Source organism: Mucilaginibacter sp. SG538B, assembly GCF_013376065.1.
GTDB classification, from domain to species: domain Bacteria; phylum Bacteroidota; class Bacteroidia; order Sphingobacteriales; family Sphingobacteriaceae; genus Mucilaginibacter; species Mucilaginibacter rubeus.
In genome coordinates this window covers 101,647-116,827 of the sequence record NZ_JABMJI010000003.1, presented here as the reverse complement: position 1 = coordinate 116,827, position 15,181 = coordinate 101,647, and the positions used below count along the sequence as shown (strand labels likewise).

At 41.7% G+C, this 15,181-nt stretch carries 11 protein-coding genes; 8 read left to right on the top strand and 3 right to left on the bottom strand.

Going from position 1 to position 15,181, the window contains the following annotated elements; genetic code table 11:
• Positions 1 to 26: 26 nt before the first annotated feature.
• Complete coding sequence (locus tag FHW88_RS16625) at positions 27 to 1,208, bottom strand: acyl-CoA dehydrogenase family protein (RefSeq protein WP_176627005.1); 1,182 nt, start codon at positions 1,206 to 1,208, stop codon at positions 27 to 29.
• 201 nt (positions 1,209 to 1,409) lie between these two features.
• Between FHW88_RS16625 and folB the strand changes: the two genes are divergently transcribed.
• Entirely contained in the window at positions 1,410 to 1,805 is a 396-nt protein-coding gene (gene folB, locus FHW88_RS16620) for a dihydroneopterin aldolase (RefSeq protein WP_255485356.1), read from the top strand.
• A gap of 2 nt (positions 1,806 to 1,807) precedes the next feature.
• Positions 1,808 to 3,205, top strand: coding sequence for an FAD-binding oxidoreductase (locus tag FHW88_RS16615; protein WP_176627003.1), 1,398 nt, complete (start codon positions 1,808 to 1,810; stop codon positions 3,203 to 3,205).
• Positions 3,206 to 3,355: 150 nt separating this feature from the next.
• Here FHW88_RS16615 and FHW88_RS16610 read toward each other — a convergent pair whose 3' ends face one another.
• Positions 3,356 to 3,802, bottom strand: a complete 447-nt coding sequence (locus FHW88_RS16610; RefSeq protein ID WP_090525969.1) for an acyl-CoA thioesterase — start codon at positions 3,800 to 3,802, stop codon at positions 3,356 to 3,358.
• Positions 3,803 to 3,938: 136 nt separating this feature from the next.
• Here FHW88_RS16610 and FHW88_RS16605 point away from each other — a divergent pair, with 136 nt between their 5' ends.
• The 4 genes from FHW88_RS16605 to FHW88_RS16590 all read left to right on the top strand — a co-directional run bounded on the left by FHW88_RS16605 (position 3,939) and on the right by FHW88_RS16590 (position 9,254).
• Complete coding sequence (locus tag FHW88_RS16605; RefSeq protein WP_090525968.1) at positions 3,939 to 4,379, top strand: Hsp20/alpha crystallin family protein; 441 nt, start codon at positions 3,939 to 3,941, stop codon at positions 4,377 to 4,379.
• Between the two features lie 476 nt (positions 4,380 to 4,855).
• On the top strand, positions 4,856 to 7,270 hold the full coding sequence (locus FHW88_RS16600; protein WP_176627001.1) for a YCF48-related protein: 2,415 nt from the start codon (positions 4,856 to 4,858) through the stop codon (positions 7,268 to 7,270).
• A gap of 41 nt (positions 7,271 to 7,311) precedes the next feature.
• Positions 7,312 to 8,556 (top strand): T9SS type A sorting domain-containing protein, encoded by a 1,245-nt coding sequence (locus FHW88_RS16595; protein WP_176626999.1) that lies wholly within the window; start codon positions 7,312 to 7,314, stop codon positions 8,554 to 8,556.
• Positions 8,553 to 9,254 (top strand): hypothetical protein, encoded by a 702-nt coding sequence (locus FHW88_RS16590; RefSeq protein WP_176626997.1) that lies wholly within the window; start codon positions 8,553 to 8,555, stop codon positions 9,252 to 9,254. Before FHW88_RS16595 ends, FHW88_RS16590 begins: the two co-directional genes overlap by 4 nt.
• A 328-nt stretch (positions 9,255 to 9,582) precedes the next feature.
• On the opposite strand, the gene FHW88_RS16585 is transcribed toward FHW88_RS16590, so the two are convergent.
• On the bottom strand, positions 9,583 to 10,191 hold the full coding sequence (locus FHW88_RS16585; RefSeq protein WP_176626995.1) for an RNA polymerase sigma factor: 609 nt from the start codon (positions 10,189 to 10,191) through the stop codon (positions 9,583 to 9,585).
• 167 nt (positions 10,192 to 10,358) lie between these two features.
• Between FHW88_RS16585 and FHW88_RS16580 the strand changes: the two genes are divergently transcribed.
• Both FHW88_RS16580 and FHW88_RS16575 read left to right on the top strand, forming a co-directional pair.
• Complete coding sequence (locus FHW88_RS16580; RefSeq protein ID WP_176626993.1) at positions 10,359 to 11,507, top strand: FecR family protein; 1,149 nt, start codon at positions 10,359 to 10,361, stop codon at positions 11,505 to 11,507.
• A 299-nt stretch (positions 11,508 to 11,806) separates the two neighbouring features.
• Positions 11,807 to 15,175, top strand: a complete 3,369-nt coding sequence (locus FHW88_RS16575) for a TonB-dependent receptor (RefSeq protein ID WP_176626991.1) — start codon at positions 11,807 to 11,809, stop codon at positions 15,173 to 15,175.
• Positions 15,176 to 15,181 lie beyond the last annotated feature (6 nt).

Sequence of the window (15,181 nt, the reverse complement as noted above, 5' to 3'; positions counted from 1 at the left end):
AAAAGTCAAGGTATATTGATTATCCATTACTTAAAAGCATCGAGTCCGGTTACATCCATACCGGTAATAAGGAGGTGGATATCATGCGTACCTTCATAAGTTATTACCGATTCAAGGTTCATCATGTGCCGCATAATAGGATACTCGCCGGTAATGCCCATACCGCCGAGCATTTGCCGGGCTTCACGGGCTATAGTAATGGCCGTTTCAACGCTGTTTCGCTTAGCCATTGATATTTGGGCAGGAGTAGCCCTGTTTTCGTTTTTAAGTACCCCAAGGCGCCAAACTAACAACTGTCCTTTGGTAATTTCAGTTATCATTTCGGCCAGTTTTTTTTGCTGAAGCTGAAACCCGGCTATCGGCCGGCCAAACTGCTCACGTTCTTTAGTGTAACGGAGGGCTGTGTCGTAACAATCCATCGCGGCGCCTAATGCACCCCAGGCAATGCCATAACGTGCCTGGTTTAAACAACCCAAGGGGCCTTTTATACCAGCTACGTTGGGCAGCAGGTTCTCTTTGGGGACTTTAACATGATCAAAAACAAGCTCACCTGTTGCCGATGCCCTTAACGACCATTTATTATGGGTTGTAGGTGTGGTGAAACCTTCCATGCCGCGCTCAACTATCAGCCCGCGAATTTTACCAGCTTCATCCTTAGCCCAAACAACTGCAATATCAGCAAAAGGCGAATTGGAGATCCACATTTTAGCGCCGTTAAGGATATAATGGTCGCCGGCATCTTTAATGTTGGTGGTCATGCCACCAGGGTTTGAGCCATGATCGGGTTCTGTAAGGCCAAAGCAACCCATTAATTCGCCGCTCGCCAGCTTAGGCAGATATTTTTTACGCTGTTCTTCACTGCCGTAGGCATAAATAGGATACATCACCAGCGACCCCTGAACCGATGCTGTTGAACGGATGCCCGAATCGCCCCGCTCTAATTCCTGCATGATAATGCCGTAAGCAGTATAATCTAAGCCCGCTCCGCCATATTCTATCGGTATGGTAGGCCCAAAAGCTCCTATTTCGGCAAGCCCCTTTAACAGCTGTGAAGGGAATTCAGCTTTTTGAGCGTACTCTTCAATAATAGGGCTCAATTCCTTCTTTACCCAATCACGAACTGATGAGCGGATCAACTTATGCTCATCGGTTAGTAACTCATCTAATAAATAATAATCGGGGGCTTCGTACAGATCTGTTTTGGCCATAATATTATAGTTGGTGGGCAAATATAAAGCATTTATCGCCGGTAAAAGCAAGTCGAAAAGGCCGTTTTTTGATGTGTGAAGCCACTTTATGGTAAAAAGCAGGTTTAAACGGTTTAAAGCATGTTTTTGATTGCAAAATATTTTTTGAGGTGCTGGAAATCAGCTGAAATAAAAATATTTTGAAAAGTCTTTCTATAGAGAATGAGATTTAGAGAGGGCTTTTTTTTATTTTTGGCCATGATCAATATAGCCTTGCAGGGCGCGGAGTTTTTCGCGTACCATGGATTTTATCCCGAAGAACAAAAAATAGGTTGCCGTTTTTTAGTTGATGTGAATGTTGGTTTTGTGCCTCCAGGCGATTTGCTGGAAGATAATCTAAGTAAAACTGTTGATTATGAACGTGTGTATATTATAACATGCGAAGAGATGAAACATCCACGTAAATTGATTGAAACCGTTGGACAGGCAATTATCGATCGTATAAAAAAGAAATACCCGTTTGTTGAAAGTATTGAGGTTACCATTAAAAAACTTACTCCGCCCTTAAGCGGTAAGGTAGCGCATTCGGCTGTTATTATAAATTACAAGAAATCCTGATCATGGAATTCAATAAGATATCGGCTCAACTATTAGAGGCCATAACCACAATTGTTGGCACCGGTAATGTTTTAACCGGCCATGAAAGCCTCGAAAAGTACAGCCATGACGAAACCGAAGACCTTGTTTATTATCCGGAAGTAGTAGCCCGCCCGCAAAGTCCCGAAGAGGTTGCTGCATTGTTGAAAATCTGTAACGAAAACCTGATTCCGGTAACACCGCGTGGAGCAGGTACTGGTTTAAGCGGTGGCGCCCTGCCGGTTAATGGCGGTTTGCTGATAGCCATGGAACGTTTTAATAAAATCCTTGAAATTGATGAACAAAACCTGCAGGCCACTGTCGAGCCCGGCGTTATAACCGAAGAGTTCATGAACGCAGTGGCTGCAAAAGGCTTGTTATACCCTGTTGACCCGGCCAGTAAAGGCAGTTGCTTTATTGGAGGCAACGTATCCCATGGTTCAGGCGGGCCGCGCGTTGTTAAATATGGTACCATCAGGGAGTATGTGTTGAACTTACAGGTTGTTTTAACATCGGGCGAGATCATATGGACGGGTGCAAACACCCTTAAATATGCATCGGGTTATAATTTAACCCAATTGATGATTGGTTCGGAGGGCACTCTTGGCATTGTTACCAAAATTGTGGTAAAGCTTATTCCTGCTCCAACTTTAGATGCTTTGATGCTGGCCTCATTCCCAACCAATGAAATGGCTTGCGCAGCTGTTTCGGCTATATTCAGGGCAGGGATCATCCCGTCTGCACTGGAATTTATGGAACGAAGAGGAGTGGAGTGGGTTAAGGAGCATGATGATATTGCTTTTGATTTGCAGGATGGTATTGAAGCGTTTTTATTGATTGAAGTAGATGGTACCAACCAGGACGTGATTTTTACCGATTGTGAAAAAATAAATGCAGTGCTTGAAGAGTTTGACTGCCGCGACGTGTTGTTTGCCGATTCGACTGCTCAAAAAGAAGAACTCTGGCGTTTAAGGCGTACCATGGCCGTATCGGTGAAATCAAACTCGGTTTATAAAGAGGAAGATACCGTTGTGCCGCGTGCCGCACTGCCACAATTAATTAAAGGAATAAAAGAAACGGGTGCTAAATACGGCTTTGAATCAGTTTGTTATGGCCATGCAGGCGATGGGAACCTACATGTAAATATCATTAAAGCTAACATGAGCGATGAAGATTGGAATAATAAGCTCAAATCCGGTATCCAGGAGATATTTGAATTAACCGTATTGCTTGGCGGCACCTTGTCGGGTGAGCACGGAATTGGCCTGGTGCAAAAAGAGTTTATGCCGATAAAATATTCGGAAATGCATTTTGCGTTGTGGAAAGGAATAAAGCACGTGTTTGATCCAAAAGGAATTTTGAACCCGGGAAAGATATTTTAGATTTCAGATGTGTAAATATGCAGATTTCAAATGTGCATATGCTTGAATTAGATATGTAAGCGTAGATAAGCTACATATGCATATTTGTACATTTGAAATCTTGTACAATACACGTTTCATCTGCACACTTGAAATTTGCACATCAATACATCAATTCGTATTCAGAATTAACCTCGGTTCGTCATAATTGATCATCCTGTGCCTTTCAGGTGATGGGATAGAAACAGATTTATTGGCCGAGTAATCGTAGCTGATACAAACCGTTTTGCCGGTTGTTACAATTTCTTCGCCATTGGGGGTTATTTTTACCAATACATGCATCATATCAAAACTGCTGTTGCCTATGCGGATGGTACGTACATAGCAGGCAATATTATCCTGAACAGTAATAGGCTTAAGATAGTTGATCTCCGACCGGCCCAGGATAATGCCGGTATTGCTCCAGTCCCAGTTGATAATTTCCTTCCAATAACCAATCCGGGCTATTTCAAAATAAGTAAGATATACTGCGTTGTTTACGTGTCCAAATGAATCGATATCCGAAAAGCGGATAGGGATAAGGGTTTTATATTTATAATCTGTAAGTTTTTCAGCCATTTTCGGTCATTTTGTCTGCCTAAAATATTTAATAGTGACTTTTTGTCGTTTAGTATAGGCGGTTTTGCTGTTGGTACAGCAGTTGATCAATAGGTTACGAAGTTAACAAAAAACAAAACTTTAGGAGGATATAAAAATGACATTAGTAAAATTTAACAACGGCCTTAAAAACACTTCAGCTAACCCATTTTTTAGTGATGTATTTGATTCACTGATCAATGATTCATTTTTAAGTGATAAACTGATTGCCCGTGTGCCTGCAGTTAACATCGCAGAAACCGAAAATGAGTTTCATGTTGAACTGGCTGTACCTGGCTTAAAGAAAGAAGATTTTAAAATCAATCTCGACAAAAATGTATTAAGTGTAGCTGCAGAAAAGAAAGCCGAAAATGTTGAAGAAGGTAAAAAATTCAGCAAACGTGAATATAGCTACAATTCATTTGTAAGGTCATTCACATTACCTGAAAGTGCCGATCAGTCAAAAATTGAAGCAGATTATACCGATGGTATTTTGAAACTTACTGTAGCAAAAAGAGAAGAAGCTAAATTTCAAACAAGAGAAATAGCTGTAAAATAATTAAAGACTGTTTTCATAAAGTAGTTAGTTTGGTTTGAAGGCCGCCCTGTTATGGGGCGGTTTTTTTTTGCAAAATAACCAAGCTGTAGCTGTAAGATATTTTAACTGACTTTTTATTAATTAACTCAAGTTGTTAGTTAGGTATTAATTCTGCCAAATGTGTCCCGCAAGATTTGTAAGTATTGCCAACAACTGATACTGATTGGTTTTTTGGTCATTTACATGCCGTTATAGATTTATGCGGGATACCGATGAATGCTTTAATGTTATCTTTTTCTGTTAAAAGTTCTCCTTTGTACATTATGAAAATATGACTTAACTTAGTACGCATAACTAAACATATATTTATCACAATTCTTAACAAAGGTACTGTGCCTATTAATCCTACGCATTACATCATTCCTGTTATGTTTCCGGTGATTTACCCATGTTTGATTATAACCTTGTTAACTAAGTAGCTTATTACAATTATTGTTATGATAAAAAAATTAGGCTTGTTTTTTATTGCCTGTTTTATTGGGGTTACCGAAGCTCATTCGCAAAATTTTATAAAGAATTTCAATTCGGTGTCGGCTTTTGTACAATTCGGCAACGGGATGTTGTTTGCTGGTGATGATGGCATACACGGACCGGAATTATGGAAAACAGATGGTACAGTAGCCGGCACGGTCATGGTGAAAGACATTTACACCGGCACAAACGGATCGGGCATAACATCTATCGGCATTTTTAAAGGCAACGCCTATTTCGCAGCCAATGATGGTATTCATGGCACACAGTTGTGGAGAAGCGACGGTACAGTCAATGGCACAATGATGGTTAAAAATGTAGGCCCTACGCCTACAGGCTACGGTTTCCAACCCAGGCTGTTTACAACTTACAATGGTCTTCTTTATTTTGTAGGAACATCCGATGGGATCACCTTTTCGCTTTGGAAAACTGATGGCACATCAAATGGTACGGTGCAGGTAACTGTAAATGACTATTCTATTATTTCACAGTTAGTAGTGGCGGGTAATAAGTTATATTTTAGCAAAAACGGGCTTTGGGCATCAGACGGTACGGCTGCCGGTACTAAACAAATCCCTGTCGATAATAACCAGATTCTTGGTATGCTGACCAATATAAACAATAATCTGGTTTTCATTACTGATGAAAACTACTACTTTCAGAACGTGAATCTTTATGCGTTGTCGCCATCAAGCAGTAAGCCTGTTCTGCTTCAGTCATTTAACCCGGGCGGTTATTCTGCCAGTACTATCGACAACATAACCGCGGTGGGATCCAACTTTTTTTTCTCCATCCGCACCAGCGGTATAGGTTCAAGCGGCACTGATGTTTTATGGACGAGTGACTGCACCCCAGCCGGTACAAAAATAGTTGGGTCATACGATTGGCCGCAGGGGCTTGCGTACAATAATATGCGCAACTTTGTCAATTTTAATAACAAATTATACTTTGCTGCTACCTCTAATGCCAAGCTATATACTTCGGATGGAACTGCCGCAGGTACTGTTCAAGCTGCAAATGCTATGGTAGACTACAATATTACGCCCGTAGTATCAAACGGTAAATTATTTTTTAGCAGTCAGGGCGCATTATGGAGTTACAACGGCACTACAGCCAGTCAGGCCATCAATCAGCCAACTCAGCCTCAAGGTTTGTTTGATAGCAACGGCCATCTTTACTTTACAATTAATTCAAATTATCCCGTAGGGCTTTGGAATAATGAGCCGGCCGGACAGTTGCAGGTTAGCATGAAACAACAAAAACTGGTTAATGGAGCTACATCAGCTATTACATCAAAACCAGATAGCGTGGTGACTAATCAGGTAAATCTGACCAATACAGGTAACAATGCACTTGTTTTTAGCGAAATAAGTGTTTCGGGAGCGTCCTTTTATGTAAATGGCACTCCGCCCCAAACTTTACCGCCGGGCGGGCAAACAAGTTTTAACCTGTTATATTCGCCACTTAAGGCCGAACAGGTTGGCGCGTTGCTAACAATAAAAAGTAATGATAACAGCGGCGAAACGGACTTTATATATAATTTAAACGGCACGGCGTCTGGTACAGTGATGAAAACGCCCGTAGTTCCTTCCGGGGGGCTTAATAAAGAGATTGTTTTTGCCGACAGCAATGCCGCTTTTACCTTATCAAATAATGTCATTAGCGAAAAGTTACCTGTAAATACCTCAATAGGAGCTTTCGGGGTGACTAATGGCTCCGGATACCAATACCAGTTGGTAGCAGGCAACGGTAGTGCCGATAACGGTAGTTTTACGATAGTAAACGGAACGTTGCAATCTGCCTCAATCTTTAATTTTGCGATCAGAAATACATATTCTATCCGGGTACAGGCTACCATGGGAACCTCAACTATTCAAAAAATATTTGCAATCAAGGTAAGCAATCAGCAGGCTAACCTGGCAGAAGCCTGCGCCAAATCATTTCAAAATTTAACCTATTCACTTAATGATGCAACTTACGCAGGTACCCGTATCGTTGCAGTGGGAACGGGTGGTGTAATCCTTAAGTCGGATGATGCAGGGCAAACCTGGAAAAAAGTAAATAGCGGTATAACGAATGATTTTTACAGGGTACAATTTACCAGCAGTAAAACAGGGTACATATCGGGCCAGTCGCCACCGATGCTTAAAACCGAAGACGGCGGAAATACATGGTTCCCGCTTACCTGGCCGCCAAGCCCGCAATATGCGTCAGGTTTTACAAATATGTATTTCGCTTCTGATTCGGTTGGTTATGTAGTTACAAACAGTAATGCATACAATCCAAGTTCGGTATTCAAAACAACCGACGGCGGACATAACTGGAATCAGCTTTCCTACTTCAACCTGGAAATGGATATGGCTTCCCGAGCTTCCAGATAAATGACGGACAGCTGTTCATTGCTGGATATAGCGGCTGGCTGATGAAATTGAACAATATAAGCCTGCCGCCCGTAAATGCAGGTTACATTGCCGGAGATACAGTTGTTGTTTCGGGGATAAAAACAGCTTATACGGTTGCAGCAGTACCAAACACCTATTACAAATGGAATATTTCAGGTGCTCAGTTTGTAGAGTACCATAATAACCAAGTCATCGTATCATGGAAAAACGGTGGCAAATATACATTACAAGTTACACCTTATAACAACTGCAGCAACGGACAAAGCAGAACAATAGCCGTTGATGTAGAAGATATGCCGGCTCCGGAGATAAGCGGTCCGGATACAGTGGCAAATTATGCCGCTAATATAATTTATTCCACTCCTGTGAGTACAAACTCTTTTAGCTGGACGGCAACCAACAATGTTAGTATTAAGTCATCATCTAACCAGGCTACTGTTAACTGGGGCAAGCCAGGTAATGGCCTGGTTACAGTTGTAGAAACCAGCAAAGCGTTGAATATGCAAAAATCCTCCGTTTTGAATGTTGTTATACAGCAAGGGAAAGTAGCCTTACCAGACAGTAATTTTATGGTTTCTGTTACCAGTGCATCATGTCGGGGCAGCGCGAATGGCTCTATTGGCATCAAAGCCCAGGATGTATTAAACTACACAGTTACAGTCACCGGTCCAGGCGGCTTTACAAAGAATCTTTCCTTTACTGATAACCTAACTATTAATAGCCTTGATACAGGCGTGTATAATATATGTATTGGTATATCCGGAAATAGTACTTTCCAACGGTGTTACTCGGTAAACGTAACCGAGCCAAAGTTACTTTCGGCTTATTCGGTTGTTAATCAAACTTCACGAACAGTAACTATAGATTTGGCAGGGGCTAATGCCTATTACATTAATCTTAACGGAAAAACTTATCAAACAAATGCCAGCCAAGTGAATCTGCCTTTGAATAACGGTGCCAATCAGCTGCAGATTCAGACTGATAAGGCCTGTCAGGGCGTTATACAAAAGGTAATTAATATGGATGTGATTACCGTTTACCCTGTACCGTTTATCGATGTATTGAATATTGACCTGGGTGGGAGCAAGGTATCAACTGCTGGGATAACTATTAGCGATTCATTTGGCAAAATAGTTTATAATAAACAAGCCGCAAACAATAATGGTAAATTGCAAGTGTACGTGCCAAATTTTATGATCGGTACCTATGTGCTAAGGGTTACTCTTGGCTCTACCTCAGTTATATTTAAAGTATTAAAACAATGAGATATTCATTTTTACTTATAGTATTAAGTTTATTAATAGCCGGTTGCACCGGAAAACATACAGACGATGTATCACCCACACCACCGGCACCAAAGAGTGCTATATTAGTGTTTCCGGCTCAGAACGCGGTTTGTGTATCAGGTGCGGTAGTTTCGCAATTGAACAGCACGATTCAATTTCACTGGAACGATGGTGGTAATTCCGATAGTTATACAGTTGTTGTTAAAAATTTGCTTACAGGCGATACGCTGGCTACAGCTGCGGCGGGTAACAGTGCAGATGTGACAGTGAGCCGAAATACGCCTTATTCATGGTATGTTGTTTCCAAATCTAACCAAAGCAGTAGTACCGCCAAAAGCGAAACCTGGAAATTTTATAATTCCGGAGATGGAATAACAACTTATGCACCTTTTCCAGCCGATAATTTAAGTCCTGCAATGGGGCGGATAATTACTGTGCCATCATCCGCCGGAATTACATTGAGTTGGCAGGGTGGCTCTGTCGATAATGACATAGTTGATTATGATTTATATTTTGGAACAACGGCATCAACCCAGCTTTATAAAAGCCACATCAAGTCGCCCACTATAAGCAATGTAACTGTAAATCCCAGCACTACCTATTACTGGAAAATCGTTACCCGCGATAGTAATAATAATACCTCGACTTCGGATGTGGCGGAGTTCAAGACAAATTGATGCGCGGTGTAAATCCTTAAACCCTTTCCTGCCTTGCCACGATAGTCACGGAAATTTGTTTTTACTTGTTTTTTTTCTAACGTGCTGTTAATCTTGTTGTAGATGGTTTACAGATTGATTGCTCTATTGGGGAGCATATCGTAAGATCTGACCACAATATCACATAGATGCCAGTTTGAAATCCAAAGACCGGCAAATCAAGCGGAACTCGAACTTGCAGATGAGTCATATGAAATAATTTCAGTAGAGTAAAAAGACGGAAATACTCTGGAGTTTTCCAGATTACTTTTTTTCGGTTCAATTGTAAACGGGAGGCTGCCATTTTTACCTATAACCCAAGTTGGTTATGTAAAAGAATCAATTTTGCAACAAGTATAACCGTTGGATAGTGTTTAAAATGAGGCTTAAGGTGTTTAACAGCCAGCGAGATCTGATTTTCAACCGCTCTTTTTGAAATAGATAGTCGTTCGGCAATCTCGGTGTTACTTAATTGATTTACCCTGCTTAAAAGGAATATTTCTTTACATCGCGGAGGTAGTTTATCGAGCAATTTATCCAGGTCGGTGCTTAGTTCGTTAACTTCAAAACTGGTTTCGGCGCGATTGTATACAACACTTAAGTCATCCAGCTTTTCGTAATCTGCGACATATTTTACCGGCGAGGTATTGCTTGCTTTTATAGCGTTGTATACACGGTATCGTGCGGATGAGGTCAGGTAGTTTTTAAATGTAATGATTTTGAGCGCATCCCGCTTTTCCCAAATATTAACAAATATGTCGTTTACAATGCCCATGCAGGTGTCGGTATCACGCAAATAAGAAAAAGCTTTTTTATAAACCAACTCCCAGTAACGATCATAAAGCAGGGTAAACGCCTTTTTATCATTACGTTTCACCGCGGCAAATAAATCTTCATCTGATTGTTGAGTGTAGTTCATTTAAAAGAATCCGGGCTAAGCTTGAACTATGCAAGGTAATAACAAAGTTTTATTGTTGAGGGATAGCTGGGTGTCATTTTGGATGGTTTGCAAAAAATCTAAAAAAAATAAAAAAAGTGTGTGAGTTATTGCCGCGGAAGTTGTCTTTACTAATAACCGTTATAGCCATGTTGTACCAGGAATTTAAAGAATTATATGAGCGTTGCACGTCAGGTAACTGTACGCCCGAAGAGCAAAAATTATTTGAAGAATATCGCGATAGCTTCGATTTATCGGATATGCCCTGGATCCCGGATTTTGGTGACAGAGCTGAAATTGAGAAACGCCTGAAAACAGATCTCCATAACAGGCTATCTAAAAACCAGATAAAACCTCTTATCAGGATCCGATGGTGGGCAGCAGCGGCTGTTATTTTTGCTCTTGGTGGATTATTTGTTGTCAATAAGCATTTCGACAGAACTACTAAACCTCACGAAATTGCATCCGATGGAAATATTGTTAAACCGGGCAGTAATAAGGCCATATTAACGCTTGCGGACGGAAAGCAAATTATCCTTGATGGTTTGCGCAAAGGATACTTGTTTACGCTTAATGATGTTGCCGTTAATAACGATATCGATAGCAGCCTGACCTATCAGAAAACCACTGCCGGAATCTCCCGTTCGTCACAGTCGTACAATATATTATCAACGCCCTTAGGTGGAAAATACCAGCTTACACTGGCCGATGGTACGAAGGTCTGGCTAAATGCCGGTAGTACCATTAAGTTTCCGATAAATTTCACGAGTAGGGAAAGAGTGGTTGAGTTATCTGGCGAAGCGTATTTTGAGGTGGCCCATGATAGAAACAGGCCATTTAAGGTGTCGGGTGCCGGCCAGGTGGTGCAGGTGTTGGGTACTCATTTTAATATCAACGCTTACCAGGACGAAAACGCAGTTAAAACCACCCTGCTGCAGGGGAGCGTTAAAGTTTATGGAAAAAATCAAACTCCGGGGGTTCTTCCTGAAATCATTATAAAACCCAATGAACAAGCTGTTTTCAAAAACGACCGGTTATCAAAAATAACTGTTGATGCAGAAGAGTTTGTGGCCTGGAAAAAGGGCGTGATCTTATTTAAAAATGCAGACATTCATGATGTAATGCGCAAAATTTCCAGGTGGTATAATGTTGAGGTGGAATATCAGGGCCAGTTGGGTAATGATACCTACAACGGTGAGATCCCCCGGAACGCGGCTTTTTCTGAGGTGCTGAAAATCCTGAAACTTGATGATATTAATGTAAAACAAAACGGGCGAAAGCTTATCGTTTCTCAATAGCCCCTGCATCATCCTATAAAAACCAATACCAATTATTAACCTCAAAACCCAATTTAAGATGAAGAAAACAGATACTTAAAAGCTCCCTTTAAAAATTCTCATCCATAAAAAATGCCGGAAGTGCTTCCAACACTGCCGGCAGGTTCCGCTTGCGCGGTAGTTTCTGGATCAGAGATTAATAGAAAACCAGCACAGTTCAATTTTAATCAAACCAAAAACCTAACGAAACTATGAAAATTAATCTACGTAGTTTGAAAAACTGCGAATTTCTGTTTTTAAGTCGAAGAACATTTTTAGTGATGAAGCTAATTATTTTGTTAACCATCGCTTTTGCTTTACAGGTTAAAGCGGATGTGTTCGCCCAAAAAATCACCCTGTCCGAAAACGGGGTATCGCTCGAAAAAGTATTAAAAGATATCAATAAGCAAAGCGGCTATACTTTCTTTTATAAAAATAAGTTGCTGCAAAATTCTCCATCAGTATCTATCAATGTTAAAGATGCCGATATTAAAGAGGTACTTGATATTTTATTAAAAGGTCAGGCGCTTTCATACAGTTTTGCCGAAAAAACCATTGTCATTAAGGGCAATGGTGAAACCATTGAACCGGATCTCAATGAAAATAAAGCGGTCATAGCTAATATTGAGGTTAAAGGAACCGTGGTAGATGAGGCCGGCAGACCTTTACCTGGTGCTTCGGTAAAAATTAAGGGCACAGGGCAGGGGATGACCACCAATGAGAAAGGCGAATTTGCCTTTAAAAACATTCCTGACAACAGTACGCTGGTCATCTCTTTCATAGGTTACACCACAAAAGAAGTTAAAGCAGCGAAAGACCTGGGGATTATTGCGCTTGTTCCTGGTACAGGCTTGCAGGAAATTGTTGTGGTAGGTTACGGAACTCAGCGCAAAGAACGCGTAACGGGTTCAATAGTATCTGTAGGTACAAAAGAACTGCAGCAAAGCCCTGTTGCTAATTTAAGTAATGCGTTGGCCGGCCGCTTGCCAGGCTTGCTAACCATCCAAAACAGCGGTGAGCCGGGTGCCGATGGTTCGTCTCTGAACATCAGGGGCTTCGGTACGACTAACAATTCGGCTCCCCTGGTTTTGGTTGATGGTATCCAAAGGGACTTTAGTGGCATAGACGCCAATGAGGTAGAAAATGTAAGCATCCTTAAAGATGCGGCTTCAACCGCTATATATGGTATCCAAGGCGCTAACGGAGTTGTACTGGTTACTACCAAACGCGGAAGGATCGGCACATCGCGTATCTCGGCAACGGCGCAAAACGGCTGGCAGTCACCAACTTCCTTACCGCAGTATGTTGATTCATACACTGGCCGCAAGCTTTATAAAGAAGGTCTGATAAACGATGGCCTGTTTGCCGATACCAACGCTTACACCGATGCTTTACTGAATAAGTATCGTGATCGTACCTATCCGGCCTACCAATATCTGTACCCTAATGTTAACTGGACAAAAACAATGCTAAAGCCGTTTTCATACCTCTCGCAAGGCAATTTGAACGTTACGGGTGGTACCGAAAAAACAAGATATTTTATCTCGTTATCGTATTTGCAGCAAAACGGTTTGTATAACTACGAAGACGCGGTAAGCCAGTACGATATCCAGGCCATAACCCATAAATACAACTTCCGGTCGAATATTGACCTGAACCTTACCAAAAACCTGTCGATGGAACTGAATCTTGGTGCTATTGTTTATGATAGAAATTATCCCGGGGCAAATGCCTCACAAATATTTAATGATATCAAACAAACACCCGCATGGTATTATCCAATAACCAATCCGGATGGTTCGCCGGGTGCCGCGCCCAATACTAATCAATCACCGTATGTTGATCTGACACAGTCAGGTTATCAACGAAACTTTGAAACCGCCCTGCAATCTACCGCTGGTTTTAAATGGGATCTGGGCTGGCTGACAAAAGGTTTGAGTACACGTGTCCGGTTATCATTTGATAATGATAACTTCCGAAATGTAAACAGACCGTTATCCAATATCACTTACCAATATTTATTGAACCAGGGAGTTGCCGATACTGAGACCGACCTGGCAGCTAATGGCCATTATGTGATTGTAAATAATGGTACCGGTACCCTTGATTACCAGGTGAACGCCAACGGATCACGACGCACTGTATTGGAAGCTTATATGAACTACGACCGCGATTTTGGCAAGCATTCGGTAAAAGCGATGGCTATTTACAACCAGTCAAGCTTTTTTGATGCTGTGGGTGGTGGTGTAGGAAACGCGAGAGCAGGGTTACCCTACAAATACCAGGGTGTTTTAGGCCGCGCTGCTTACGCTTATGATGACCGTTACCTGGTTGAATTTAATTTTGGCTATAACGGATCTGAAAACTTTGCCGAAGGGCACAGGTTTGGTTTTTTTCCTGCTGTTTCTGCAGGTTGGATAGCATCAAACGAGCATTTTATTAAAGATAACCCCTCGCTTAGCTTTATCGATCAAATTAAATTGCGCGGATCATACGGTATTGTTGGTAACGATAAAATAGGGTCAAGCCGGTTCCTCTACTTAAGTTCATGGGTAACCGGCGACTCATATAGATTTGGGTTTAACAGCAATGGAAATAGCTACACCGGTTACCTGGAAGGTCAGGCTGGCAATACCTTATTAACCTGGGAACGCTCAAAGAAAATAAACCTGGGCCTTGACCTGAGTTTATGGAAAGGGATGTTCTCACTTTCGGCGGATGTTTTTAAAGAACGCCGCAATAATATCCTGGCTACCTCGCAGTTGATCCCCTCTTTTATAGGCTTGCCGCAAATACCGGCGGTTAATGCGGGCATAACAGATAACCGGGGGTACGAGATTTCGCTAAGCCACAGGCACGAGTTTGGCAAAAAACAGGGATATAGTATTACAGTTAATTATGCCTATGCCACCAACAAGATCCTTTTTTATGCCCAACCCGATTATCCCGGTCGCGAATGGCAGGCTTTAAAAGGTACGAGTATCAACCAAATTTACGGTTACACCGCCCTCGGATTGTTTAAGAGCCAGCAGGATATTGATAACAGCCCTTCGCAAGCCAGCCTTGGTGTTACCAAACCGGGTGATATTAAGTATAAAGACCTAAATGGCGACAATGTGATCAACAGTTTAGATGCCGGTTTTCTTCCCGGAAAGGTAGCCAATCCCAAATCGCAGTTTGGTGTCGCGCTGGGCTATCATTATGCCAATTTTGATATAAGTGTCCTGTTTCAAGGTGGTTTAGGCGGCTCTACTTTACTGTCGGGATCAGGGGTTTATGCCTTTTCGCGCTTTGCCAGTTCGCTGGTACAGGTGGTTGATAACCACTGGGTAGCCTCAAATCCCGATGCCAATTATATGTTCCCGCGTATTTCATCGGCCGATAACGTGAACAATCAGCAAGCTTCCACCTTTTGGATCTATTCATCAAATTACCTGCGCTTAAAAACCGTTGAACTGGGCTATACCTTACCCACAACATGGATGAAAAGGATAGGAATAGAGAACGCCCGCGTTTTTGTTAATGGCATTAACCTGTTAACATGGAGCAAGCTAAAAGATTTCAATTTCGATCCGGAAATTGGTAACAATGGTACTGGAACTTATCCGCAGCAAAAAGTGATCAACGCGGGTTTAAGATTTACATTTTAAAATATT